Below are 25,404 nucleotides of genomic sequence, written 5' to 3' on the forward strand. Positions count from 1 at the left end.
AAGTCCGTAGACTTTTAATTCTTCGTCTCGTAAGTGCCCACACAGATTGTCTGTTTCTTCTTTTTAAAGAGCTGACAGCTTCTATTTTTAATCAACTTTTCGCTGATTTAGTTTGCTGTCTCAAGGGTTGCGTATGTTACTCACTTCACTCGTATACGTCAACCCCTATTTTAGAAATTTTGCTTTTTTTAAATTGAATGATTGCTTTTTGCACAAAACAACCAATTACAAGGTTATTTTTACTTGTTTTACTAAATTAATGGCCTTACTAATCGCTTCCTTGACCGTTACCGATTTAGCTAACGCAACGCCCATCCTTCTTGTTCCTTTTACTTCTGGTTTACCAAATAGACGTAAATCAGTTTGTGGATCATTCAATGCTTTATCTAAATTAGCAAAGGAGACTTGTTTTGAATCGCCTTCTACTATTAAAACAGCTGAAGCACTTGCACCATATTGTTCAATAATGGGAATTGGTAGTCCTAATATTGCTCTAGTATGTAACGCAAATTCAGATAAATTTTGTGAAATAAGTGTAACCATACCTGTATCATGAGGACGAGGAGAAACCTCGTTAAACCATACTTGATCTCCTTTAACAAATAATTCCACACCAAACAAGCCTCGCCCTCCTAAGGCATCAGTTATTTTGGTTGCAATATCTTTTGCTAAGATTAATGCCTTGTTAGACATTTGTTGTGGTTGCCAAGATTCTCGGTAATCACCTTTTTCTTGGCGATGTCCAATAGGTTCACAAAATGAGACGCCATGAATATGCCTGACGGTCAATAATGTCACTTCATAATCAAAATCTATAAAGCCTTCAATAACTACTTTTCCACCACCGGCTCGCCCACCTTCTTGTGCATATGTCCATGAAGATTCAATATCTGCTTCACCTCTTAATAGCGATTGTCCTTTACCAGAAGAGCTCATAACGGGTTTGACTAAACAAGGAAAACCAATTTCTTTGACTGCTTTTCTAAATTCAGTTGCATTTGCAGCAAATCGATAAGGTGAGGTTGGTAATTTTAATTTTTCCGCTGCAAGTCGACGAATTCCCTCACGATTCATGGTTAGTTGTGCTGCTTTTGCTGTTGGAATAACCGTAAAACCTTCTTCTTCCAACTCAATGAGTGTAGATGTTGCAATAGCTTCAATTTCTGGAACAATATAATCTGGATTTTCTGCTTCAATGACTTTTCTTAAAGCATCCCCATCAAGCATATTAACAATGTGGTACCGATGAGCAACTTGCATCGCAGGCGCATTTGCATAACGATCAACGGCAATAACCTCACACCCCAATCGTTGTAACTCAATGACAACTTCTTTAGCAAGTTCGCCCGCACCGCAAAGTAATACTTTAGTTGAAGTTGGTGATAATGGTGTTCCTAGTTTAGTCATAATTTCCTCTTACGCAGTGAGTTTTTCTGGAAAACAACATCCTAAAAACAAAAAATCGGGACAATTATCCCGATTTGATTGATGCTAAATTAGTTTTGGTATGGATCGCGTAAAATCATTGTTTCACTTCGATCAGGTCCTGTTGAAATAATATCAATCGGTGTTTCAGTTAACTCTTCAATCCGTTTAATATAAGCTTTAGCTGCTTGTGGAAGAGCATCATAACTTTTAACACCAAAGGTTGATTCACTCCAGCCAGGCATCGATTCATAAACAGGTTTAACTAAACTCCACTCTTCGGCCGCCGCTGGGGCATTTTTAATGATGTCACCATTTGGTAGTTGATAACCAATACAGATCTTCACTTCTTTAAGTCCATCTAGAACATCAAGTTTAGTTAAACAAAATCCAGAAATAGAATTAAGTTGTACCGCTTTGCGAACAGCGACTGCATCAAGCCATCCAGTACGACGGCGACGACCAGTTGTTGCACCAAATTCATTACCTTGCTTACAGAGGTACTCACCGGTTTCATCAAATAATTCTGTAGGAAACGGACCGGCACCAACACGTGTAGAGTAAGCTTTAACAATACCTAACACATAACCAACATAACGCGGACCAAAACCAGAACCTGTAGCAACACCACCGGCTGTAGTATTAGAAGAGGTCACAAAAGGATAAGTACCATGATCGATATCAAGTAATGTACCTTGTGCCCCTTCAAACATAATTCTTTCGCCTTTTTTGCGTGCCTCTTCTAAAAGTGCAGGAATATCGGCAATCATAGCAACTAAAATGTCGGCTATCGCTAATGTATTATCTAAAACTTGTTGATAGTCTACTGCTTCTGCTTTGTAATAATTAACTAGTTGGAAATTGTGATATTCCATCACTTCTTTTAATTTTTCAGCAAAAGCTTGGCGATCACGTAAATCACCAACCCGAAGTCCTCGTCGCGCTACTTTATCTTCATAGGCTGGACCAATACCGCGCCCTGTTGTTCCAATAGCTTTACTACCACGCGCTTTTTCTCGTGCTTGGTCCAACGCAATATGATAAGGCAAAATTAAAGGACAAGATTCAGAAATAAGGAGCCGTTCTTTAACAGGAATACCGCTTTTTTCTAACTCATGCATTTCCTTCATTAAAGCATCAGGACATAGCACAACACCATTAGCAATAATACTTATTACATCATTACGTAAAATTCCTGATGGAATTAAATGTAATACTGTTTTTTCACCATTAATCACTAATGTATGACCAGCATTATGTCCACCTTGATAGCGAACCACATATTTTGCTTTTTCTGTGAGTAAATCAACAACTTTACCTTTGCCTTCATCACCCCATTGTGTACCTAGCACAACAACATTATTACTCATAGATTATTTATCTCATTCAATTATTTATTAGATTTTAGTTTCATATATTGAAAAAATTCACTATCAGGGCTAATAACCATAATATCATTACCTGTAAAGCTTTGTTCATAAGCCTTTAAACTACGAATAAAGCTAAAAAACTCTATATCTTTACCAAAAGCATCCATATAAAGTTTAGCGGCATTGGCATCACCTTCACCACGAATAACTTGAGATTCGCGTTCAGCTTCAGATAATATCTTTGTTACTTCCAGTATAGTCTCTGCTTGTATTTCATTTACTACCTGAACACCTTGAGAATGTTGTTCTTCTTTCATTTTATCATAAATAGATTTAGATATTTCTTGAGGAAATCTAACATTCTTTATACGAATATCAATAACTTCAATACCAAAAGATCTTATACTTATTTCATTATTTTCAGAATCTTTTTCAGCCTCATTGGCAAGATTTCCTGTTGATTTATTTTCAACCACCGCCTGAGCAAGGCCATTTAATGCATCTTTAATACTTACCAAGATAGAATTATGAGAGCTATTATTTGTGTTATTAAGAATATCAATGATATCTAATTTACCAATTTCAGCCTTTAAACGACTATTTAAACGAGTAGACAATAAGTTTTCAATATTATTATTTCCTGCAATAGCTTTATAGTATTGATTAAAATCAACGACTCTCCATTGCACAAAATAATCAATAATTAATTCTTTATTATCATGAGTTATGAGTTTTTGTTCGTGATCTAACTTACTAGAATTATTTATAGTTTGGATTTTAGCATCAACAACTTTGACATTATCCATTCCTGGAACTTTAAAATGTAATCCAGGCTCTGATACACTTATAATTTTATTAAATCGTAAAACAATACCACGTGTTCCCTCTTCGACAACATAAGTACTAGACAAAAACACACCAACTAAAATCAATATTACAGGAATCAATAATTTGCGCATATTTATCTCCTTACTTCCCTATAAACCGCGGAGTTCGTGCAGTATTTCCAAGATTGGAATTATCTGTACTATTTTTAGCCTCTTTTGGTAATTCCTGTGTTGTCTGAGACTGATCTTTTACTGCTTCAGAAGAATTCGGCATATCTTTACTATTTGAGTTTGGTAAAGTCAATGGCTCAGGATTTTTTTCATTTTTGTTTTTTAACAGTTGATCTAATGGTAGAACCACCGAATTTCCGCTTTTATCATTAACTATAATTTTGCTAGTCTTAGATAATATTCTTTCCATAGTTTCAATATATAGACGTTCTTTTGTAAGTTCGGGAGCCTCTTTATATTGTGATAAGATTTTTTCAAAACGAACTACATCGCCAGCGGCTTCAAGTTCCACTTTAACTTTATATGCATTTGCATTAGCTAAAATTACGGCTGATTGAGCTTTTGCTTCTTGAATTTGTGTGGTTTTTTTAGTTGTAGCATTGTTTATTTCACGTTTTTTATCTTCTTGAGCTTTCATAATACCATTAAAAGCTTCTTGTACTGTTGTAGAAGGACGAACTGATTGGAAATTAATATCTACTATATTAATGCCCATATCATAATTATTGATAATATTAGTCAATTCATCTTTTATACGGTTTACTAATGTCAAACTGTCATTAGTAAAAACACCCTTCATACCAAATCTATCAAATTCAGTACGCAAAGCGCTATCCGCTGCTTGTTGTAGGCTATCTTTAACATTAGTAACATTAAATAAATATTTAATTGGATCGACGATACTATATTCTACCTTCATCTCAACAAAGTCCAAATCGTCACCGGTTGTTATCATAAAGCCGTCTAGATTAAAATTTCGCGTACTTTGTACATCAACTTTATACACTTTATCAATTAATGGTGGATTCCAATTTAACCCAGGTTGAAGAATTTCGGGTTGAACTTTACCAAAGCGTGTAATTACCCCAAGTTCACTTTGATTAATCGTATAAAAACCGCTTACACCCCAAATCATAACGAGTAAAAAGACTACCGATAGAATAATTTTAGTAGTATTCATCGGTAATTTAATTCCAGAACTACCTCTATTATTACCAAAATTACCTTTTTTTAAGAATCCCTTAACTTTATCAATTAAACCATTAGAAGAATTATTAGCCGGTTTTTTGTTATTATTACCCCATGGGTCGTTATCTTGTCCGTTATTGCCGGGCTGATTCCACGCCATATATTATATGCTCCATTTAACAATTAGTTGTTATTTTGCTTATTGATTAAGTATAACAGATCTGGTTCTTGTTTACAGAGGCGATTCCATTCAATAGAGGGAATTCTCACATCTAGATGAAAACTACCATCCTCATTAATAAATTCATTTTCTACTGCATTTAACTGATATAAACGACTTCTTAGTTTTGCTAAATAAGCTGGCACACTCAAATGGCAAACCTGAATTTGCTTAGCAAGCCTTTCTTTTAAAGCAATCAATAACAGATCTAATCCTAAACCATTTTGCGCTGAAATCCAAACTCGAATCGGAATACCATTTTCATCTCGATCAATACTTGGTTGTTTACCCTCTATCAAATCGATTTTATTCATAACAAGTAATGTTGGTATTTCGTATGCATTAATTTCGAGCAGAACGTCATCAACGGCATGCATATTATCCAATAAATTAGGATCAGCTGCATCAACAACATGTAATAGCAATGTTGCTTCCTGCGTTTCAAGTAATGTTGCTTTAAAAGCCGCTATAAGATCATGTGGCAAATGACGAATAAAACCAACCGTATCTGCTAAAACAACTTCGCCAACATCATCAACAATAATTCGTCGTAGTGTTGGATCGAGTGTAGCAAATAACTGATCAGCTGCATATACATCAGCATTTGTTAATGCATTAAATAATGTTGATTTACCCGCATTAGTATAACCAACTAAAGATACTGTTGAGAGATCAGCTTTATTTCTTGATTGACGATTTTGATTTCGCTGTTTTTCAACTTTTGCAAGCCTTGATAAAATCAACTGAATACGATGACGAATCAGTCGTCTATCAGTTTCCAATTGCGTTTCACCAGGACCTCGTAAGCCAATCCCACCTTTTTGTCGTTCTAAATGCGTCCAACCTCGAACTAATCGAGTCGAAAGATGTTGTAACTGTGCTAACTCGACTTGCAATTTACCTTCATGTGTTCGGGCTCGTTGTGCAAAAATATCAAGAATTAATCCTGTTCTATCAACAACACGACATTTACACAACTGTTCGAGGTTGCGTTCTTGTGAGGGGGTTAAAGTATGATTTACTAAAATAACAGAAGCATCAAGTTGATTAACTTTTTCAGCGATTTCCTGTGCTTTACCTTCACCAACAAAATATTTGGTTTGAGGCGATTTTCTTGAAGTTGTTACAATATCGAGAATATCTATTTGAGCAGAAGAAACTAATACTTCAAACTCTTTTAGATCCTCGATATCGTTTTCTTGAGGGAAGAATACATGGACTAATAAGGCAGTTTCACCGCCTTTATATCGCTCAAACAATCAGATTCTCCAGAAATATCAGCTTTCGCCTTCCTCTTCGGGTTGAGATAACAATCCAGAAATAGGTCTAGATGGTACGACTGTTGAGATAGCATGTTTATATACCATTTGACTTACAGTATTTTTTAACAAAATAACAAACTGATCGAATGATTCAATTTGTCCTTGTAACTTGATACCATTAACTAAATAGATTGATACAGGAATGTGTTCTCGACGAAGCAAATTTAGATAAGGATCTTGTAATGACTGCCCTTTTGACATGAGTTTATCCTTTAAGATGATAATAATATGAAGATAAAATAACTATATAAAAAATAAATATCTATTTAACTTTAAATATAAGATACCTATAACATATACCAAAATAACATAAAAAACTCAGCTCTTAAACCTGCCAATTGAAATTTATGCAAAAATAACTAAAAATTTAATAAATTTACAAAAATAAAACAAAAAAAAGCTAAAAAATCGCACAAATCTAAAATTTCTTTACAAAATAAAAAAGAATTATTTTCAATACGACTCAAAAAATATGATCAAAAGCACTATCCGTAATACTATTACTATCTAACCATGTTATAGGTTGTTTCCACCCCCGAAGCCACGTAATTTGTCTTTTAGCTAATTGACGAGTAGCGCAAATGCCTTTAAAAACCATTTCATCATAACTGGTCTCACCATTTAAATATTCCCACATTTGGCGATACCCCACACAACGAATAGAAGGCAAATTTAAATGCAAATCAGATCGCTGCATAAGCAGTTTTACTTCATCTTCAAAGCCTTGATCTAGCATCTGTAAAAAACGTTGTTCAATTCGTTTATGTAACTGTGCCCGATCTTGCGGCATAATAGCAAACTGCATAATATCATAAGGTAATGCTTCACCGCTTTCTTGTGTCAGTTCAGTTAGACTCTTACCCGAGATTAAATAAACTTCTAAAGCACGATTAAGGCGCTGTGGATCGTTAGGATGAATTCTTTTAGCCGAAATGGGATCGACTTTTTTTAGTTCATCGTGAATCGCTTGCCAACCTAATTTATTGGCTTTTTCTTCTATTTGTTCACGAATTTCACTATTGGCCGCTGGAAGTGGTGAAAGCCCTTCAATTAACGCTTTAAAATAAAGCATTGTCCCACCAACTAACAATGGAATTCGACCTTTTTTTAGTGATTTTTCAATTTCTACAATTGCATCATGCCTAAAATTAGCCGCTGAATAACTCTCTGCGGGATCACAAATATCAATCAATTTATGTGGATAATTTTGTTGCTCTTTTTTAGTTGGCTTTGCGGTACCAATATCCATACCGCGATAAATCAAAGCAGAATCGACACTAATAATATCAATAGGATAACGATCGTAAAGCGCCATAGCAAATGCCGTTTTACCGGATGCTGTTGGTCCCATTAACGAAATAATTTTTGGTTTATTCATGATAAAATTGATTGAGTTAAAGATTGTATATCAATCGGATATAAAAATGATTCTTGTTGTAATAGATTAATATCTATCTCTTCTAATTGAGCAAGCAACGGAATGACTTTAGCCACACTCCAGATCATAGTGTGATTATCATCATACTGATTAGCTAACCAAGCCGCTATTTGTGTAGGATCTAACTCTCCATTTTTTGAATCGGATATAAAAGCAATTAATGCCGGTAATAATTGCTGCCAATTGATAGTGCGCAACATTTTAGGAACATTTTGCAAATACAATTTTGCTTTATCAATATAAAAATCAAAACCTAAAAAATTCAACTGAGGTTGATAACTGGAAAGCACTTGCTGCTCTTTACTATTAATTAAAATTGTTAATGGGATAAGCAATTTTTCAGAGTCTTGTGATAATAGTTTAATTGCAGTCACTTTTTGCTGAGCAATAGTTAATTTCATCAACATTAATTTTTGCTGATTATCTTCATACTTTTCAAGCAGTGCAATATCAGGATGAATAACTGTTAATACTCGACCAAACTGTACTAATGATGAACTATCAAGTTGCTGTTGTAATGATTGTAGCGGAGTATTTCGTTTAGGAAATAATGCTTCAATAACCGCTTTTTGTGGTGCTGTTATTCCATCATCTTCTGCCAATAAACATGACTGTTTTTGCTCAATTTGCACTGTCTTTTGGGGAAGAGCAACATTGACTAACTCACCATATAATGCATTTTCTTTAGCATAATTGCTTGGTTTTTTCGATAATTGGCTACTTGTTTTATAAGAATTAGCAACCGTTTTTTGATTAAAGATATTCTCACCGGCAGCTTGTCGATTGGGTGTTATGGTTACTTTTTCTTCTGTTACAGATAAATTTGATTCAAGGGCCATCACAATCGCTTGATAAACAAAATCATGAACCAGTCTTGCTTCATGAAAACGGACTTCATGTTTGGCTGGGTGAACATTAACATCAACTTGTTTTGGATCAATTTGTAAAAACACCACATAACTTTGTTGTTCATTCGTACGACTGATGTAAGCCTGACGCAATGCATGATTAAGTAATTTATCTTTGATGACCCGCCCATTAACATAAAAATATTGCCAATCACTACTTTCACTACTGGTGACCCAACCTTGAATGAGTAAATCATCATGCTGCCAATCTAGTTTTACAGCTTTTTGCATAAAAGATCGGCCACAAACTAATTCGACTCTTTTTTCAAGCGTTGATGAACGATACTGCTTAACGAGTTTACCATTATGTTGTAAATTAAAGGTAACATCAGGACGTGTAAGTGCAATACGCCGAACAAACTCTTCAATATGCATAAACTCAGTTTTTTCTGTTTTTAAAAAACGACGTCTTGCCGGTGTATTATAAAACAGATCAAGTACTTCGACTGTCGATCCTACCGGATGAGCTGCAGGTTTAATCATCGGCTTCATATCCCGCCCTTCAGCATAAACTTGCCATGCTTCCGATTGTTCAACGGTACGTGAAGTTAATGTCAATCTTGCAACTGAACTTATACTCGCTAGTGCCTCACCACGAAATCCAAGACTAATAATAGCATCTAAATCATCTAACGTACTGATTTTACTTGTAGCATGACGAGCAAGTGCCAGCGCTAATTCATCTTTAGCAATACCGCAACCATTATCACGAATGCGAATTAATTTACAACCACCTTGTTCAAGGTCAATATCAATTTGAGTACTTCCCGCATCAAGACTATTTTCAACTAACTCTTTAATGACAGAAGCAGGGCGTTCTACCACCTCACCAGCAGCAATTTGATTAGCTAATTGGGGTGAAAGAATATGAATTGGCATTAATGCTGTTCTCCAAATTTTGGATTTTGCTTAACGTAATTTTTTATACCTTGATAGATAGTTTTAGCTATCTTATCTTGATGGTCATTACTACCAAGCAAACTTTCTTCATTTTGATTAGAAATAAAGCCAACTTCAACTAAAATCGATGGGATATCTGGTGAACGTAATACACCTAAACTTGCATGTTCTGGAGCAGATTTATGTAACTTTATTGTTCCTTTCATCTCTTTTAACACTTGCTTTGCTAACTCGTAACCCACTTGTTGAGAATAAGAAAATTGTAAATCTAACACAGCTTGGCTTAAATGAGGATCATGATCATCACTAAGCACATCACCAGCTCCACCTAATAATTGCGACTGTTTTTCATCTTGTTCAAGCCAACGACCAAGTTCCGTGTCAGCACGTTTAGTTGACAAAACCCAGATCGAAGCACCAGATGCATTTCTATTTGGTGCAGCATCGGCATGAATTGAAACTAATAAATTAGCTTTATTTTTACGAGCGATTTCGGATCGTTGCGAAACAGAAATAAAATTATCGCTAGTACGAGTTAGAACCCCCTTAAAGTTAGGGTCTTTGTTTAACAAATTAGTCAATTTTTTTGCAATTGAAAACGTAACAGTTTTTTCATATAACTTATTTTTTCCTATTGCGCCAGAATCTTTACCACCATGCCCCGCATCAACGGCAATCACAACTTTAGCTGCATAAGCAGAGCTACAAAGCAGTAATAACATAAAAAAAGTGATTAGTTTTTTCATTGTCTTTTTATTGTTTATTTCTATTGTGATAAATTAATAATCGCTTGACCTTTTTCGCTTGCTACCTGCACAGAAGCTGTACGTTCAAATGCTAAATAAGCCAAATGGACTTCAAGATCAGCACTAGGTAAGATACCATTTGCTTGCTCTGGCCACTCAATTAAACAAATCGATCGTGAAGAAAAATATTCACGAATCCCCATAAACTCCAGCTCTTCTGGATCGCAAAGTCTATACAAATCAAAATGATAAACAGAAAAATTATCAAAATGATAGGGTTCTACTAATGTATAAGTTGGACTTTTTACGTTACCTGTGTGACCTAATTGTTGTAAAAAGCCACGACTAAAAGTCGTTTTACCTGCACCAAGATCGCCAATTAAATAGATAACAATAGTATCATCATGTTTAGACAAATAGTTTAAACACAGTTTGGCAAGCTTACTACCAAACAAAATCGTTTGTTGCTCATCGGTTAAAATAATCGGATTCATGATGAACTCTTTGCTCAATAAATACTCCTTATTATATACTAATAACCATTAAATATGTACCAAACAGATAATCTAGATTTTATCAAAAAGTTTCAAGAAAACTTACGTTTTAATATAAAAAGTGAAAAATAATGCTACATACAATATCGACAGCAAATCCTTCAACCATAAATCCACAATTAATATCGGCACAAGATGCCGTATTGTTCTGGCAAAATGGCGTTATTCTGGCTATACAAAATAATCCATTATTAAATGATATTATCCATAAAACCGAGCATTGCTATATAATTAACAGTGATATTAAAGCACGAGGCCTAAGTAATATTATCGATTCAAGGCTTAAAATTATTAATATGCAACAGGTCGTTGAACTTACAGCTAACCATTTTCCACAAATGAACTGGGAATGACTATAGACCATAGCATTCACTATTGTCACCATTTAAAAGCTAAATCATGCTAATTTGCAAAACCTAAAACCTAGGTTTAATATAAATATTAATTGTACTCAGTTAATATTCAAATTTAATGGCTAATTTATTAACGCTATCGGAAATAAGTAATTATTTAAAAAATGGTGAAGTGATCGCTTACCCAACTGAAGCCGTTTTTGGTCTAGGTTGTGATCCGGATAGTGAATCAGCCGTATTAAAGTTACTACAACTAAAACAACGATCAATAGATAAAGGTTTGATTTTAATTGCTAGTTGTTACCAACAACTAATTCCTTATATAGATCAATCAGCCATTACCAATGAACAAAAACAGTTAGCACTTACTAGCTGGCCTGGACCTGTTACTTGGGTTTTTCCTAAAAATAAAAATACGCCTTATTTTTTGACAGGTAAATTTGATTCTATTGCGGTACGCGTCACTAATCATCCTTTAGTTTGCAAGCTTTGTGATCTTTATGGCAAACCGATTGTGTCAACTAGTGCTAATCTTTCTACTCATAATCCTTGCAAAACTGCCATCGAAGTCGCCAAACAATTTGGTCCATATTTCCCAATTTTAGCCGGTGACACAGGTCATCGATCACAACCATCGCAAATTAAAGACATCAAAACAGGGCAAATCATTCGGCAAGGGTAACTTTATGCAAAATTTATATATTGGTGTGATGTCAGGTACTAGCATGGATGGAATTGATATTGCTTTAGTTAATATTACTGCCAAAAACGTTACATCAATCGCGAGCAACTGCTATCCAATGCCCGCTGATTTAAAAAAGCATTTACTAACATTATGTGAAACCCAGCAAACCACATTACAAAATTTAGGTGAGATAGATTATCAAATAGGCAAACTGTTTGCTGATAGCATAAATCAGTTTTTAAAAGATAATAATATTGATAAACAAAAAATTAAAGCTATTGGTTGTCACGGACAAACAATTTACCATGCACCAAACGGCGATTACCCATTTACTTTACAAATTGGTGATGCCAATATTATTGCTGCAAAAACAGGTATAACCACTATTGCCGATTTTCGTCGTAAAGATATGGCTTATGGAGGCCAAGGCGCACCACTAGTGCCTGCTTTTCATAAAGCGGTACTACAAGATCCACAAATCAATCGTGTAGTATTAAATATTGGGGGAATAAGTAATATTTCAGTATTAATTCCTAATCATACTATTATTGGTTACGATACAGGTCCAGGTAATGTATTACTGGATGGTTGGATAAAAGAACATTTAGGTAAAAACTATGATAAAAATGGTTTATGGGCAAAAACAGGTAAAATAAATCAAGACTTATTAAAGCTTTTATATAAAGAAGACTACTTTCAAATACCCGCACCAAAAAGCACAGGACGAGAACTATTTAATTTACCTTGGTTACATAAAAAATTAATAGGAACACATTTAAAAGCAGAAGATATTCAAGCAACGCTTGTTGAATTTACTGCTTTATCCATTGCCAACGAAATTAATAAATTACCTATAGTCAGCACATTACCTTGTGAGCTTTTAGTTTGCGGTGGAGGAGCTAAAAATCCACTAATAATGCAAAGATTATCAGCATTATTACCATCGTGGGCAGTATTAACAACCGACACAAAAGGCATAAATGGTGATGATATGGAGGCAATAGCCTTTGCTTGGCTTGCTTATTGTCGAATCAATAATATTCCATCAAATATTCCAGAGGTAACTGGCGCAAGTCAAGCTGTTTGTTTAGGAGTTTATTATCAATAAACTAAAAATATAGATAGATTTTGATTAAATCAAACCAAAATGTTGTAATCCTTTAGCTATTCCATCATTATTATTAGTATCTGTCACAAACTCAGCTTGTGCTTTTAATTCATCAACAGCATTACCCATAGCAATAGGGTGATCAACGGTTAAAAACATTTCAAAATCATTCATGCCATCACCAAAGGCATAGGTTGGTACATCAGTAAACCCTTTATTTTTTAACAACTTAGTAATACCATAACCTTTAGAACCACCATGATTAAAAACATCAACACAGTAAGGCGTATTACGAATAAAGGTTAGCTCAGGAAAAACATCTCGATAAAGTGCCTCCCCTGATTCACAAAGTAATAAAAGCATCTGAATAGATGTTTTTAAATAAATCTGATCATCAACAGGCGGAACTTGCTGCTTAAGAAAATGATAAAATTTTTTAGCCGGTTCACTATCTTGCGACACTCGCATAATTTCGTGGTTATAAAAAGACAGTGGGATACCTGTTTGCTGTTTAGAAAATTGATACAACCGCTCAATAACATCCTTATCAATATCATTAGTAAAAACCTTTTCGCCTTGATATAAAACAACTTGTCCATTCATGCCAATTATCGACTCAATCTGAGTCTTTTTCATTAAATCAACCACTTCACAAGGTGTTCGACCCGTTGCTATCATTGGTGTAATATTATTTTGTTTTAATTTGTTTATAGCTTCCAAAGAGCTGGGTAATACATCAATTTGGCTATTAAATAATGTTCCATCTAAATCAAAAAAAACAATAGCATCAGGTTTCTTGCTCATATTACAAATCCAAAATATGTTTAATAAAAGGAATGGTTAATTTACGTTGTTGCGCAAGCGTTGCAACTTCAAACTTTTCTAATAAAGAAAACAGTGTACGCATATCACGGTTAACGCGCTTTAATAAAAATAACCCAACTTCTGTTGATAATTCAAACCCACTTAATTGCGCTCTTAATTGTAAGGCTTTAAGCTTATCATCATCGCTAAGCTCTTTTAATTGATAAACTTGCCCCCAAGATAATCTAGAAACCAAATCAGGTAATATAAAAGAGATTTGTTTAGGCGGTCTACTTGCCGTTATCAATAATTTACTCACGTTTTTTTCAGTTAAACGATTAAATAAATCAAAAATAGCTTCTTCCCAATCTCTATGACCAGCTATTGCATCAATATCATCTAAACAGACTAAATCATAATGATCCAACCCCTGCAGAATTTCAGGCACAAGATGATAGTACTGCTTTAAGGGAATATAACTGGCTAATTTATTTTGACTTGATGCATGTAAAAGGTGAGTTCGACCCGCAGCGCTAGCCGACCATATATAAAAGATATTAAACCCCTCTTTACCTAATAAGGTTTGCAATGAATCAAACAATAATCGATTATCACCGACATAAAAACTATCAAAAGTTTCATTATTGGGTAATGAAAAAGGTAAAGGTAGCTGCGAAAGAGTAATAAAATAACCTCACAATAAAAACATAATCATGTTAAGTATAAATTTGCTTTCATAAAAATCAATCACTTTTATAGAAAAGAAAAATATCCTAGTATCATATTATAATTTACTTACCATTTTGTTTCATATTCATCATTTAGTTTTTTTGAATTAAATATGTTAGATCTTTAATAAAAGCTCATTGAGTAAGTATAGAATAGAAGCAATAAAGGATAAAATTTAAGCAAACAAATTTATTTTTTGTGGATAACTCTGTGATAAATTAGGATCACAAGCTGTTATGATCGCATTAATAACCTTATCTAATAAATCATCTGTGGATAAATAGAATAGTTATAAACAAGTTAAAATAAAAAAAGATCCGATCAATTAACAGAATTAGATGATCGATAAGATCCTATAAAATAATTATAAAAACGAGTTATCAACAAAAAGGATCCACAGTAATAATAATAAAAATAAAAAGATCATCTAAAAGATCTTATTTTATTTAGATCGCGATCAAAATAGATCATTTGACGTAATCGAAAAGATGAGTAAAATTCCCTACCCTAAATAAACCAAATCTTCAGATCTAAATTAGCGATCTTCTTTACACAAAATAAATACGAGGCTTTTTTATGTTTTATCCAGATCTTTTTGATGTCATCATCGTCGGCGGCGGCCATGCCGGAACAGAAGCAGCTATGGCATCAGCAAGAATGGGACGGAAAACACTACTTTTAACTCATAATATCAATACATTAGGACAAATGTCTTGCAACCCAGCCATTGGCGGTATAGGTAAAGGGCACTTGGTTAAAGAAATTGATGCAATGGGTGGCTTAATGGCTCATGCTATCGATCGTGCTGGGATCCAATTTAGGATCTTAAATAGCAGCAAAGGTCCAGCCGTTAGGGCTACCCGTGCACAAGCTGATCGATCTCTGTATCGAAAAGTGATAAGAACAACACTTGAAAACCAAGAAAATTTAATGTTGTTTCAACAATCGGTTGAAGATGTGATCATTGAAAACGATCAGATCATTGGTGTAAAAACCCAAATGGGTGTTTCTTTTAAAGCCAAAGCTGTTGTACTTACAACAGGTACTTTTTTAGACGGTAAGATCCACATAGGACTTGATAATTATAGTGGTGGCCGTACCGGCGATCCAGCTTCGATCGGTTTATCAAAATCACTACATCAATACCCGTTTAGAATGGGGCGCTTAAAAACTGGTACTCCACCACGAATTGATGCTAGAACCATTGATTTTTCAAAATTGGGGACTCAATATGGTGATGATCCTGTTCCTGTATTCTCATTTTTAGGCAACGCAAATGAACATCCTAGACAGATCCCTTGCTATATCACCAGCACGAATGAAACAACCCACGATATTATTAGATCAAATTTAGATCGCAGCCCTATGTACACTGGTATTATTGAAGGTGTAGGACCAAGATATTGTCCATCAATTGAAGATAAGATCATGCGTTTTGCTGATCGCAATTCTCATCAGATCTATTTAGAACCTGAAGGATTAGATAGCAATGAGATCTATCCAAATGGGATCTCAACAAGCTTACCATTTGATACGCAACTTGCATTTGTCCGCAGTATGACAGGATTAGAAAAAGCCAACATTATAAGACCAGGTTACGCGATCGAATATGATTATTTTGATCCAAGGGATCTTAAACCAACACTTGAAAGTAAAGTGATCAAAGGACTCTTTTTAGCTGGACAGATCAATGGCACAACAGGCTATGAAGAAGCAGCTGCACAAGGAATGCTTGCTGGTTTAAATGCAGCGCGCTTTGCATATGATCAAGATCAATGGTATCCAAATCGTGATCAAGCTTATTTAGGTGTGCTAGTTGATGATCTTTGTACACTTGGCACTAACGAACCTTATCGTATGTTTACCTCGCGCGCTGAATATCGTTTAATGTTACGTGAAGACAATGCTGATATTCGTTTAACTGAAATAGGTCGTAAACTAGGCATGGTCGACGATTATCGTTGGCGTCGTTTTAATGAAAAATTCGAAGCTATTGAACAAGAAAGAGCAAGGTTACGGGATATATGGGTACATCCTCATATTGAAACCATCGATGAAGTCAATGCTGTTTTAAGTGCTAATTTGACGAAAGAAGCCAATGGTGAAGAGTTACTTAAAAGGCCCGAAATGAGTTATAACACATTGAAATCACTTTCATTATTTGCACCTGGCTTATCTGATGTACAAGCTGCCGAGCAGGTTGAAATTCAAGTAAAATATGATGGTTATATAAAACTGCAAATAGAAGAAATTGAACGTCAAAAGCGCAATGAAGAAACACTTATTCCAGAGCATATTGATTATGCAGAAATATCGGGATTATCGAATGAAGTTGTGGCTAAATTAAAGCAGCATAAGCCTGTATCTATAGGACAAGCTTCTCGTATATCAGGCATTACACCAGCTGCTATTTCAATGTTATTAGTTTATTTAAAAAAGAAGAATTATGTTAAAAAAGAAACTCACTAATCTAATTGATCAAACGGATCTTTCGATCTCTGAATCACAAATAGATCAATTGATCCATTATGTTGATATGCTCAACAAATGGAACAAAACTTACAACTTAACCGCCGTTCGCGATCCGAGCGAAATGTTAGTTAAGCACATTATGGACAGCCTAGTTGTATCACCTTATTTAACTGGTAAAACCTTTATTGATGTAGGAACTGGCCCTGGTTTACCAGGCGTTCCATTAGCTATTATTAACCCCGATAAACAATTTGATTTAGTGGATAGCTTAGGTAAGCGTATTCGCTTTTTAAAGCAAGTACAATTTGAATTAAAGCTAACAAACATTAACCCAATACAAAGCCGAATAGAAGAGTATAATGATAAAAAATTTGATGGGGTTATTAGCCGAGCTTTTGCTTCTTTACAAGATATGCTTAATTGGTGTAAGCATCTTCCAGATCAACAGGGATCTTTTTATGCTTTAAAAGGAAGTGATATCGATCCTATTCCTGATGGTTTTACACTTAAACAAAATATTAAATTAACTATACCAGGATTAGATGCTGAAAGGTGTTTGATTATTATTCAATAGTTTTATTGTAAAACAGTTTGTTTTTTTAATTTTTACGGTTTTTTAAGTAATCTTTAATACCATCAACGATTGATTTAGACACTTGATTTTGGAACGAAGCAGTCTTTAATTTTCTTTCTTCATTGATATTACTAATAAAGGCTGTTTCGACTAAAACTGATGGGATATCCGGCGCTTTTAACACTGCAAATCCAGCCTTTTCAAGCGATGGTTTATGCATTTTATTTACTTTTTTCATACGATTTAAAATAGCATTACCCAATAATATACCATTACTTAACGTTGTTTTTTGAACTAAGTCTAAAATAGTATTATCTAAATATTTATCGCCACTACGGCTAACGCCACCAATCTGATCAGACTTGTTTTGAGTTTGCGCTAAATAGCTTGCTGCCGAACTACTTGCTCCACGAGTTGATAATGCAAAAACAGACGAACCACCGACTGAACGGTTAGCAAAAGCATCGGCATGAATAGAAATAAATAGATCTGCATGCAGTGACCGCGCTTTAGCAACTCGTACTTTTAATGGAATAAACACATCTTCATTACGAGTCATATAGACTTTAATATTCGGTTCTTTTTTAAGTAAGTTATAAGTACGACGTGCTATTTGCAAAACAATATCTTTTTCTCGGGTTCTACTGTAACCGATTGCCCCAGGATCTTCACCACCATGGCCAGGATCAAGCATAACAATAACAGGTGCATTTTTCTTTTTATTGGTTGGGGTTTTGATCTGTGCTTGTTTTTTACTAAGATTGCCTGCTTTATATTCTTCTAATAGCGTAAGTAAAGGGTCGTCTTCTTCTTTTGAAAAAGATTTTGATGGATAAAGATCCATCACTAAACGATGTTTAAATTCAGCAATAGGTGACAATGTAAAAGTATTAGGTTCAACTCCTTGCTTCAACTCGATCATAATTCTGATTGTTTTAGCATCTAATTTAAGAACACGAATTGATTTTATAAAAGGATCGTGACTTAATACTTTTGATGAAATCGTTTTTAAAGTAGGGGTTAAATCGATATTATCAATATCGATAACGATCCTATTTGGATTAAAAAGTGAAGTACTCTTATAGTTCAAACTAATATTAGATTCTAACGTAATTCGAGTATAAGTTGATGAAGGCCAAACACGAACAGCAACAACTTGGGCTTTGGTTGCTGCAAAGCCAACACGAGTGACAGATAATAAACATGTAGCAATAATACCTTTTATAAAAAGGCGTTTTGTTGAACTAAATGTTTTTGTCATATCTTAAACACTTTATTTGTGATCTTATTAGCCGCGGATAATAACATAAAATAAAGAGATATTAAAAAAGAATGATGATTATAATTGGTTGTTTTTTAGTAAATAAATAAACCTTTTTAATCTATTTGTTCATTTTTAATATTCCAATAAAAAATCTTAAATTAAATTATTGTTTTATATTTAATATTGTTAATAACTATTTATTGAACCCATTTTTACAGTCTTTATTCAACGTTATCAAAATAAGCCTTGTTTTGTGGTGTCACTTTTTTAATTTATTATAGACCCTACAATCACAACAGTTTACAATATGGCTCGCTAAAATCGCGGATTTAAACCCGTTTTCATTTTAACAATTAAATATAGCTGAGTTATTGATGAGCAAAAAATTACATATCAAAACTTGGGGCTGCCAAATGAATGAGTATGACTCAACAAAAATGGCTGATCTCCTTGAATCCACCCATGGTTTAACCTTAACAGACAATGCTGAAGAAGCGGATATATTATTACTTAACACTTGTTCTATTCGGGAAAAAGCCCAAGAAAAGGTCTTTCATCAATTAGGTCGTTGGAAAAACCTTAAACAACATAATAAAAATATCATCATTGGTGTTGGTGGTTGTGTTGCTTCACAAGAAGGTGCTCAAATTCGTAAACGTGCGCCATTTGTAGATATTATTTTTGGACCACAAACTTTTCACCGCTTACCTGAAATGATTGAACAGATTCGCAGTGGTAACAACAATCATGTGGTTGATGTAAGCTTTCCTGAAATTGAAAAATTTGATCGTCTACCTGAACCTCGTAGCGAAGGTCCAACTGCATTTGTGTCGATTATGGAAGGATGTAATAAATATTGTACTTACTGTGTAGTGCCTTACACCCGAGGTGAAGAGGTCAGCAGACCTTGTGATGATGTCATTTATGAAATTGCGCAATTGGCTGAACAAGGTGTGCGTGAAGTTAATTTATTAGGTCAAAATGTTAATGCTTATCGTGGACCTACGTTTGATGGTGATATTTGTTCCTTTGCTGAGTTATTACGCTTAGTTGCAGCCATTGACGGTATCGATCGTATTCGCTTTACAACCAGTCATCCAATTGAGTTTACTGATGATATTATTGATGTTTATCGTGATACGCCAGAGCTAGTTAATTTTTTACATTTGCCAGTACAAAGTGGATCAGATCGTGTATTAAACTTAATGAAACGTACGCATACTGCGCTTGAATATAAATCCATTATTCGAAAATTACGCAAAGTGCGCCCTGATATTCAAATTAGTTCGGATTTTATTGTCGGTTTCCCGGGTGAAACACAAGAAGATTTTGAACAAACAATGAAACTGATTGCTGATGTCAATTTTGATTTAAGTTATAGCTTTGTTTATTCATCGCGCCCAGGTACTCCTGCTGCTGAAATGGAAGATAATGTATCAGAAGAAGAGAAGAAGCAACGCCTTTACATTCTTCAAGAACGAATCAATCAGCAAGCCATGCAATTTAGTCGTCGTATGTTAAATACTGTACAGCGTATTTTAGTTGAAGGTCCATCCAAAAAAGATCTTATGGAATTAACCGGTCGAACAGAAAACAATCGAATTGTTAATTTTGAAGGTCGCCCTGAGATGATAGGTAAGTTTGTTGACGTTGAAATTACTGATGTTTATCCAAATTCATTGCGTGGTAGAGTTGTTCGTACTGAAGATGAAATGGATTTACGTGTTAGTGAATCGCCAATGTCAGTTATTTCACGCACTCGTAAAGAAAACGAGTTAGGGGTTGGGATCTATCAACCTTAAAGTAATAATCATTAAGCCACAATGAGAGTGGCTTTTATAATTTTTATAAAATAATAAAATAACTTACAGATGAATTTAAGGAAAAGGGGAATAATATGTTTATAATATTTGGAACTCGCGGAAGAGAAGTTAACGAACGTAGTGGACAATTTAATTGCCCAAATTGCTGTTCGCAACAAAACACCACTACCGACGAAAAAAAACAAAAATATACACAAATAAAAATCGCAAAATATTTTACGCTATTTTTTATTCCTATTTTTAGTTACGAAACATTAGGACGTTATATAAAGTGTAATGAATGCAATAATGATTACAACGAAAAGGTGCTCGAATATGTACCACCAACATTTGAAGAACAAATTGCATCATATGTTGAGCAAGAGTTAAAAAGCGGAACACCTATTTCAATGTTAGTCAATAAATTAAAAGCACAAGGATTTGATGAACAACAATCAACAAACGCAGTTAATAATGTTGTTAAAGGAAACATCGTTTCTTGCCATCAGTGTAAAATGGACTTTTTAAAAGGTGTTGAAAAGTGTTCTTTATGCGAAGGGCGTATTAGCGGTTAAAATTAATTATTTGAGGACTTACATTTGAATATTACGACACATGAAACCATGCTTGAACCAGCCGACAATCATCGGCTTAATAGTCTTTGTGGTCCTTATAATGACAATATTAAACAGTTAGAACGCAGACTTGGTATAGAAATTAATCACCGAGGTAATCTATTTTCAATAACTGGTGAGCAGCTTTGTGTTAAAGCTGCTGGTGATATTTTGCAGTCTCTTTATAAACAAACCAAAATAAAAGATAAAATTATTGATGTTGAACCTGAGCAAATTCATTTAGCTATTAAAGAAACAGGTGTGCTTGAAAAAGTAAGTGAACACTTACCTGCTTATATTGATCATCAAGGTGGAAAGTTAGTGATGATCAAAACTAAACGAGGTGTGATAAAACCCCGAACAGCGAACCAAGCACAATATATTGCTCATGTTTTAGATTATGATATTTCATTTGGTATTGGACCTGCTGGAACAGGTAAAACTTATTTAGCGGTAGCTGCCGCAGTTGATGCCCTTGAAAAGCAACAAATTCGTCGTATTGTACTAACCCGTCCAGCCGTTGAAGCGGGTGAAAAGTTAGGATTTTTGCCGGGCGATTTAAGCCAAAAAGTGGATCCTTACTTACGTCCACTTTATGATGCCTTATTTGAAATGCTTGGCTTTGAAAAAGTCGAAAAACTAATTGAAAAAAGTGTGATTGAAGTAGCTCCACTTGCCTATATGCGCGGGCGAACGCTAAATGATGCGTTTATTATTCTTGATGAAAGCCAAAATACCACAATAGAACAAATGAAAATGTTCCTAACTCGTATTGGCTTTAATTCAAAAGCGGTCATCACAGGCGACATCACCCAAATTGATTTACCTCGTCATCAAAAATCGGGTTTACGCCATGCGATTGAAGTGTTAAGCAAAGTTGATGAAATCAGCTTTAATTTTTTCAATAGCGAAGATGTGGTACGTCATCCAGTGGTTGCTAAAATTGTTAACGCTTATGAAAAATGGGAAGAACAGCAACATAAGCCACAAATAGAAAAAAGCATTTAGTAGAAAGAGTATGATTACCCCTATCTCAAGTAAAAAAAAGAAAACTAATATTCGAGATCATTCAGCTGAAGCAAACTTGTTTTTACGCCGAGCACTGTTTTCTTTTATTGTAATTATTATTTTGATTGTCGTATTGATTACAAAATTAGCTGATTTACAGATTTTGAATTATGGTTATTACACTACGAAATCTAATGATAATCGCATCGAAATTATCCCTATTCCACCAAATCGTGGCATGATTTATGATCGTAATGGTACGCCATTAGCGATTAATAATATTACTTACCAATTAAATATCATTCCCGATAAAACTAAAAACCTCAATGAACAATTAGAGGAATTAAAAAAAATTGTTGATTTGACTGATGAAGATATTGAAACTTTTCAAAAAGAACGTCGCAACTATAGAGCTCATCGTCCGGTACCATTAAAAGATAATTTGACCGAAAAACAAATAGCTCGTTTTGTTGTAGATCAACATCGTTTTCCGTTTGTTTCCATTGTTGGTATACAGCATCGTTATTATCCTTATGGTGCATCACTGACGCATATTCTTGGCTATATTTCTAAAATTAACAGCCAAGATAAACAGCGTTTAGAAGATGAAAATAAGACTAGCGATTATGTAGCAACGTTTAACATCGGCAAAATGGGTATTGAAAAGTACTACGAAGAAGTATTACACGGAACACCGGGTTATGAAAAGGTTGAAGTCAACAGCCGAGGCCGTATTGTTCGCCAACTAAATCAACATCCGCCGCAAGCTGGTGAGGATATCTATTTGTCTATCAACCTTAAATTGCAGCTTTATATTGAGCAATTACTAGCTGGACGCAAAGCGGCTGTAGTTGCTATTGATCCGAATAATGGTGAGATTTTAGCCTTGGTTTCTAGCCCAAGCTATGATTCCAATCCATTTGTAGGTGGGATATCAAGTGCTAAATATAGCGAATTGCTTAAAGATCCAAGTAAGCCTCTTTTTAATCGGGCTTTACTGGGTGCTTATCCGCCCGCTTCGACAGTGAAACCTTTTATTTCTATTGCGGCTTTAAGTGAAGGTGTTATTTCACCAAAAAGCGTGGTTAATGATCCCGGTTGGTGGCAATTACCTGGTACTGAACGCCGTTATCGAGACTGGCTTAAATGGGGACATGGTCGTGTTGATGTATTAAAGGCAATTGAAGAATCAGTTGATACTTACTTTTATCAAGTTGCTTATGACATGGGCATTGATCGTTTAAATTTATGGATGACAAAGTTTGGTTATGGTGAACGAACAGGCATTGATATATCACCAAACGAAGAAACACGAGCGGTTATGCCGAGCCGTGAATGGAAAATGAAGCGACATAAAAAATCTTGGTTACAAGGTGATACTATTCCAGTTGGCATAGGACAAGGCTATTGGACTGCAACCCCAATCCAAATGGCGAAAGCATTAACGACCTTGATCAATAATGGTAAAACTTACACACCACATTTTTTATTATATAAAAAGAGCGATATTTTAAACTCTAGTGAACACCAACCACAGGTTGATTCAGATAATTATATCGAAAAAAATAGCTTAGTTGATGTCAATCCAACTTATTGGTCACTTGCTAAAGAAGGAATGCACCGAGTCATGTTTGGATCACGAGGAACTGCCCGCAAAGTTTATGCTGATGCAAAATATCAGGCAGCAGGTAAATCGGGCACAGCACAAGTTTATGGTTTAAAGCAAGACGAGATCTATAATGCCCATAAAATTCCGGAGCGTCTGCGCGATCATGCCTTATTTATTGCTTACGCTCCATATGATAAGCCAAAAATAGCCTTAGCCATTGTTTTAGAAAATGGTGGTGGCGGTAGCTCGAACGGTGGTGCGGTAGCGCGTAAAATATTGGATTTTTACCTTTTAGGCAATAATTCAACAGAGCTTGATGAATCATCATCCAATACAGGAATAGAGGACTAATGATGAATAATATCAAAAAAAGTTTTTGGCAAAAAATACATATCGATCCCCTGTTCTTTTTATTTACTACATTATTGCTTGCTTATAGCCTTTATATTCTTTGGAGTGCAACAGGGCAAAGTATTGATATGATACAAAAGCGAGCAATACAAATATTGCTTGGTTTTGTTGTAATGATTGTGTTGGCGCAGTTTTCACCCAGAACTTATGAAAAATGGGCACCGTATCTATATGTTTTTTGTATTTTAATTTTATTACTTGTGGACATTTTTGGTTACACAAGTAAAGGCGCACAGCGTTGGTTAGATTTAGGTGTATTACGGTTCCAACCCTCTGAAATAGCTAAAATTGCCGTACCATTAATGGTTGCTAAATTTATTCATCGTGATGGATGCCCACCGCCATTAAAAACCACGCTACAAACACTTGCTATTATTGGCGTACCAACATTACTGGTTGCTATGCAACCCGATTTAGGAACTGCTATTTTGATAACCATGTCTGGTATTTTTATTATCTTTTTAGCAGGCATAAACTGGCGTTATATTCTTATTGCGCTTATTTTAATTGCTATATTTTTACCGATTATGTGGTTCTGCTTAATGCACGATTACCAGCAAAAACGTGTACTTATGCTCATTAATCCTGAACTTGATCCAAACGGAGCTGGCTATCATATTATTCAATCTAAAACAGCAATTGGGTCAGGTGGTATATGGGGTAAAGGTTGGCTTGAAGGCACACAATCGCAACTTGAATTTTTACCAGAACGACATACCGATTTTATCTTTTCAGTTATCGCTGAAGAATTTGGTTTTATTGGCTCTATTATTTTATTAATTCTGTTTTTATGTTTAATTGTACGAGGGATGTTTATTGCTGCACAGGCGCAAACAACCTTTGGACGGATCCTTTCTGGTGGACTTATTTTAGTATTTTTTATTTATATGTTTATTAATATTGGTATGGTCAGTGGAATCTTACCTGTAGTTGGTGTACCATTACCGCTAATAAGCTATGGTGGCTCATCTTTAGTCGTATTAATGGCAAGTTTTGGCATTATGATGTCTATTCATACTCATCGATACATGTTATCTAAAAATATTTGACGGAATTTAAAT

At 34.7% G+C, this 25,404-nt stretch carries 22 protein-coding genes and 1 pseudogene; 10 read left to right on the forward strand and 13 right to left on the reverse strand.

Features of this window, described 5'->3' with window-relative positions:
* Positions 1-225 precede the first annotated feature (225 nt).
* The 10 genes and pseudogenes from purT to tsaE all read right to left on the reverse strand — a co-directional run bounded on the left by purT (position 226) and on the right by tsaE (position 10,853).
* A complete protein-coding gene (purT, locus tag GYX25_RS09135) occupies positions 226-1,407 on the reverse strand; it encodes a formate-dependent phosphoribosylglycinamide formyltransferase (RefSeq protein WP_174787224.1) in 1,182 nt (393 codons plus the stop codon).
* 89 nt (positions 1,408-1,496) lie between these two features.
* Complete coding sequence (locus GYX25_RS09140) at positions 1,497-2,795, reverse strand: adenylosuccinate synthase (RefSeq protein ID WP_091349183.1); 1,299 nt, start codon at positions 2,793-2,795, stop codon at positions 1,497-1,499.
* Positions 2,796-2,815: 20 nt separating this feature from the next.
* Positions 2,816-3,754, reverse strand: a complete 939-nt coding sequence (hflC, locus tag GYX25_RS09145; RefSeq protein ID WP_174787225.1) for a protease modulator HflC — start codon at positions 3,752-3,754, stop codon at positions 2,816-2,818.
* A 10-nt stretch (positions 3,755-3,764) separates the two neighbouring features.
* Positions 3,765-4,982: an FtsH protease activity modulator HflK gene (hflK, locus tag GYX25_RS09150; protein WP_174787226.1), complete on the reverse strand. Its 1,218-nt coding sequence runs from the start codon at positions 4,980-4,982 to the stop codon at positions 3,765-3,767.
* Between the two features lie 23 nt (positions 4,983-5,005).
* A complete protein-coding gene (gene hflX, locus GYX25_RS09155) occupies positions 5,006-6,301 on the reverse strand; it encodes a ribosome rescue GTPase HflX (protein WP_091349194.1) in 1,296 nt (431 codons plus the stop codon).
* A gap of 18 nt (positions 6,302-6,319) precedes the next feature.
* On the reverse strand, positions 6,320-6,565 hold the full coding sequence (hfq, locus tag GYX25_RS09160; protein WP_085247646.1) for an RNA chaperone Hfq: 246 nt from the start codon (positions 6,563-6,565) through the stop codon (positions 6,320-6,322).
* A 262-nt stretch (positions 6,566-6,827) separates the two neighbouring features.
* Positions 6,828-7,742 carry a tRNA (adenosine(37)-N6)-dimethylallyltransferase MiaA gene (gene miaA, locus GYX25_RS09165; protein WP_091349197.1) on the reverse strand — a complete coding sequence of 305 codons (915 nt, stop codon included), beginning with the start codon at positions 7,740-7,742 and terminating at the stop codon, positions 6,828-6,830.
* A complete protein-coding gene (mutL, locus tag GYX25_RS09170) occupies positions 7,739-9,589 on the reverse strand; it encodes a DNA mismatch repair endonuclease MutL (protein WP_174787227.1) in 1,851 nt (616 codons plus the stop codon). Before mutL ends, miaA begins: the two co-directional genes overlap by 4 nt.
* Before the next feature lie 20 nt (positions 9,590-9,609).
* Positions 9,610-10,314: pseudogene (locus GYX25_RS09175) on the reverse strand (N-acetylmuramoyl-L-alanine amidase); the annotation flags it as partial.
* A 62-nt stretch (positions 10,315-10,376) separates the two neighbouring features.
* The gene (gene tsaE, locus GYX25_RS09180; protein WP_091349384.1) at positions 10,377-10,853 is read right to left on the reverse strand and encodes a tRNA (adenosine(37)-N6)-threonylcarbamoyltransferase complex ATPase subunit type 1 TsaE; all 477 of its coding nucleotides are present in this window, start codon (positions 10,851-10,853) and stop codon (positions 10,377-10,379) included.
* A gap of 128 nt (positions 10,854-10,981) precedes the next feature.
* Between tsaE and tusB the strand changes: the two genes are divergently transcribed.
* The 3 genes from tusB to GYX25_RS09195 all read left to right on the forward strand — a co-directional run bounded on the left by tusB (position 10,982) and on the right by GYX25_RS09195 (position 13,056).
* Complete coding sequence (gene tusB / locus GYX25_RS09185; RefSeq protein ID WP_091349206.1) at positions 10,982-11,263, forward strand: sulfurtransferase complex subunit TusB; 282 nt, start codon at positions 10,982-10,984, stop codon at positions 11,261-11,263.
* Positions 11,264-11,381: 118 nt separating this feature from the next.
* Positions 11,382-11,945 (forward strand): Sua5/YciO/YrdC/YwlC family protein, encoded by a 564-nt coding sequence (locus GYX25_RS09190; protein WP_174787228.1) that lies wholly within the window; start codon positions 11,382-11,384, stop codon positions 11,943-11,945.
* A gap of 4 nt (positions 11,946-11,949) precedes the next feature.
* Positions 11,950-13,056 (forward strand): anhydro-N-acetylmuramic acid kinase, encoded by a 1,107-nt coding sequence (locus GYX25_RS09195; RefSeq protein WP_091349213.1) that lies wholly within the window; start codon positions 11,950-11,952, stop codon positions 13,054-13,056.
* A gap of 24 nt (positions 13,057-13,080) precedes the next feature.
* Here GYX25_RS09195 and GYX25_RS09200 read toward each other — a convergent pair whose 3' ends face one another.
* Together GYX25_RS09200 and hda are read right to left on the reverse strand one after the other, a co-directional pair.
* On the reverse strand, positions 13,081-13,860 hold the full coding sequence (locus tag GYX25_RS09200; RefSeq protein WP_091349217.1) for a Cof-type HAD-IIB family hydrolase: 780 nt from the start codon (positions 13,858-13,860) through the stop codon (positions 13,081-13,083).
* 1 nt (position 13,861) lies between these two features.
* Positions 13,862-14,545 carry a DnaA inactivator Hda gene (gene hda / locus GYX25_RS09205; RefSeq protein WP_085247622.1) on the reverse strand — a complete coding sequence of 228 codons (684 nt, stop codon included), beginning with the start codon at positions 14,543-14,545 and terminating at the stop codon, positions 13,862-13,864.
* Positions 14,546-15,165: 620 nt separating this feature from the next.
* On the opposite strand from hda, the gene mnmG reads away from it, so the two are divergent.
* Positions 15,166-17,058 carry a tRNA uridine-5-carboxymethylaminomethyl(34) synthesis enzyme MnmG gene (gene mnmG / locus GYX25_RS09210; RefSeq protein WP_091349220.1) on the forward strand — a complete coding sequence of 631 codons (1,893 nt, stop codon included), beginning with the start codon at positions 15,166-15,168 and terminating at the stop codon, positions 17,056-17,058.
* Positions 17,036-17,635, forward strand: coding sequence for a 16S rRNA (guanine(527)-N(7))-methyltransferase RsmG (gene rsmG / locus GYX25_RS09215; protein ID WP_174787229.1), 600 nt, complete (start codon positions 17,036-17,038; stop codon positions 17,633-17,635). The genes mnmG and rsmG overlap by 23 nt, the downstream gene beginning before the upstream one ends.
* A 25-nt stretch (positions 17,636-17,660) precedes the next feature.
* Here the strand turns inward: rsmG and GYX25_RS09220 are convergent, their stop codons facing one another.
* Positions 17,661-18,896, reverse strand: coding sequence for an N-acetylmuramoyl-L-alanine amidase (locus GYX25_RS09220; RefSeq protein ID WP_091349227.1), 1,236 nt, complete (start codon positions 18,894-18,896; stop codon positions 17,661-17,663).
* A gap of 377 nt (positions 18,897-19,273) precedes the next feature.
* Here GYX25_RS09220 and miaB point away from each other — a divergent pair, with 377 nt between their 5' ends.
* The 5 genes from miaB to mrdB all read left to right on the forward strand — a co-directional run bounded on the left by miaB (position 19,274) and on the right by mrdB (position 25,392).
* Positions 19,274-20,701: a tRNA (N6-isopentenyl adenosine(37)-C2)-methylthiotransferase MiaB gene (miaB, locus tag GYX25_RS09225; RefSeq protein ID WP_091349229.1), complete on the forward strand. Its 1,428-nt coding sequence runs from the start codon at positions 19,274-19,276 to the stop codon at positions 20,699-20,701.
* A gap of 95 nt (positions 20,702-20,796) precedes the next feature.
* Complete coding sequence (locus GYX25_RS09230; RefSeq protein ID WP_091349232.1) at positions 20,797-21,276, forward strand: hypothetical protein; 480 nt, start codon at positions 20,797-20,799, stop codon at positions 21,274-21,276.
* 24 nt (positions 21,277-21,300) lie between these two features.
* The gene (locus tag GYX25_RS09235; RefSeq protein ID WP_091349236.1) at positions 21,301-22,323 is read left to right on the forward strand and encodes a PhoH family protein; all 1,023 of its coding nucleotides are present in this window, start codon (positions 21,301-21,303) and stop codon (positions 22,321-22,323) included.
* A 10-nt stretch (positions 22,324-22,333) separates the two neighbouring features.
* Positions 22,334-24,283, forward strand: a complete 1,950-nt coding sequence (gene mrdA, locus GYX25_RS09240; RefSeq protein ID WP_091349239.1) for a penicillin-binding protein 2 — start codon at positions 22,334-22,336, stop codon at positions 24,281-24,283.
* A 2-nt stretch (positions 24,284-24,285) separates the two neighbouring features.
* Positions 24,286-25,392, forward strand: coding sequence for a peptidoglycan glycosyltransferase MrdB (gene mrdB / locus GYX25_RS09245; RefSeq protein ID WP_238786097.1), 1,107 nt, complete (start codon positions 24,286-24,288; stop codon positions 25,390-25,392).
* Positions 25,393-25,404: the final 12 nt, after the last annotated feature.

Source organism: Gilliamella sp. ESL0254 (assembly GCF_013344985.1).
GTDB lineage: Bacteria > Pseudomonadota > Gammaproteobacteria > Enterobacterales > Orbaceae > Gilliamella > Gilliamella bombicola.

Excerpts from the sequence above, each read along its gene's own strand:
- mutL (WP_174787227.1), bottom strand. The coding sequence starts at position 9,589 with ATGCCAATTCATATTCTTTCACCCCAATTAGCTAATCAAATTGCTGCT.
- GYX25_RS09220 (WP_091349227.1), bottom strand. The coding sequence starts at position 18,896 with ATGACAAAAACATTTAGTTCAACAAAACGCCTTTTTATAAAAGGTATT.
- GYX25_RS09230 (WP_091349232.1), top strand. The coding sequence starts at position 20,797 with ATGTTTATAATATTTGGAACTCGCGGAAGAGAAGTTAACGAACGTAGT.
- hflC (WP_174787225.1), bottom strand. The coding sequence starts at position 3,754 with ATGCGCAAATTATTGATTCCTGTAATATTGATTTTAGTTGGTGTGTTT.
- mrdB (WP_238786097.1), top strand. The coding sequence starts at position 24,286 with ATGAATAATATCAAAAAAAGTTTTTGGCAAAAAATACATATCGATCCC.
- GYX25_RS09140 (WP_091349183.1), bottom strand. The coding sequence starts at position 2,795 with ATGAGTAATAATGTTGTTGTGCTAGGTACACAATGGGGTGATGAAGGC.
- purT (WP_174787224.1), bottom strand. The coding sequence starts at position 1,407 with ATGACTAAACTAGGAACACCATTATCACCAACTTCAACTAAAGTATTA.
- GYX25_RS09200 (WP_091349217.1), bottom strand. The coding sequence starts at position 13,860 with ATGAGCAAGAAACCTGATGCTATTGTTTTTTTTGATTTAGATGGAACA.
- GYX25_RS09195 (WP_091349213.1), top strand. The coding sequence starts at position 11,950 with ATGCAAAATTTATATATTGGTGTGATGTCAGGTACTAGCATGGATGGA.
- mrdA (WP_091349239.1), top strand. The coding sequence starts at position 22,334 with ATGATTACCCCTATCTCAAGTAAAAAAAAGAAAACTAATATTCGAGAT.
- hflK (WP_174787226.1), bottom strand. The coding sequence starts at position 4,982 with ATGGCGTGGAATCAGCCCGGCAATAACGGACAAGATAACGACCCATGG.
- hfq (WP_085247646.1), bottom strand. The coding sequence starts at position 6,565 with ATGTCAAAAGGGCAGTCATTACAAGATCCTTATCTAAATTTGCTTCGT.
- tusB (WP_091349206.1), top strand. The coding sequence starts at position 10,982 with ATGCTACATACAATATCGACAGCAAATCCTTCAACCATAAATCCACAA.
- miaB (WP_091349229.1), top strand. The coding sequence starts at position 19,274 with ATGAGCAAAAAATTACATATCAAAACTTGGGGCTGCCAAATGAATGAG.
- GYX25_RS09190 (WP_174787228.1), top strand. The coding sequence starts at position 11,382 with ATGGCTAATTTATTAACGCTATCGGAAATAAGTAATTATTTAAAAAAT.
- mnmG (WP_091349220.1), top strand. The coding sequence starts at position 15,166 with ATGTTTTATCCAGATCTTTTTGATGTCATCATCGTCGGCGGCGGCCAT.
- miaA (WP_091349197.1), bottom strand. The coding sequence starts at position 7,742 with ATGAATAAACCAAAAATTATTTCGTTAATGGGACCAACAGCATCCGGT.
- rsmG (WP_174787229.1), top strand. The coding sequence starts at position 17,036 with ATGTTAAAAAAGAAACTCACTAATCTAATTGATCAAACGGATCTTTCG.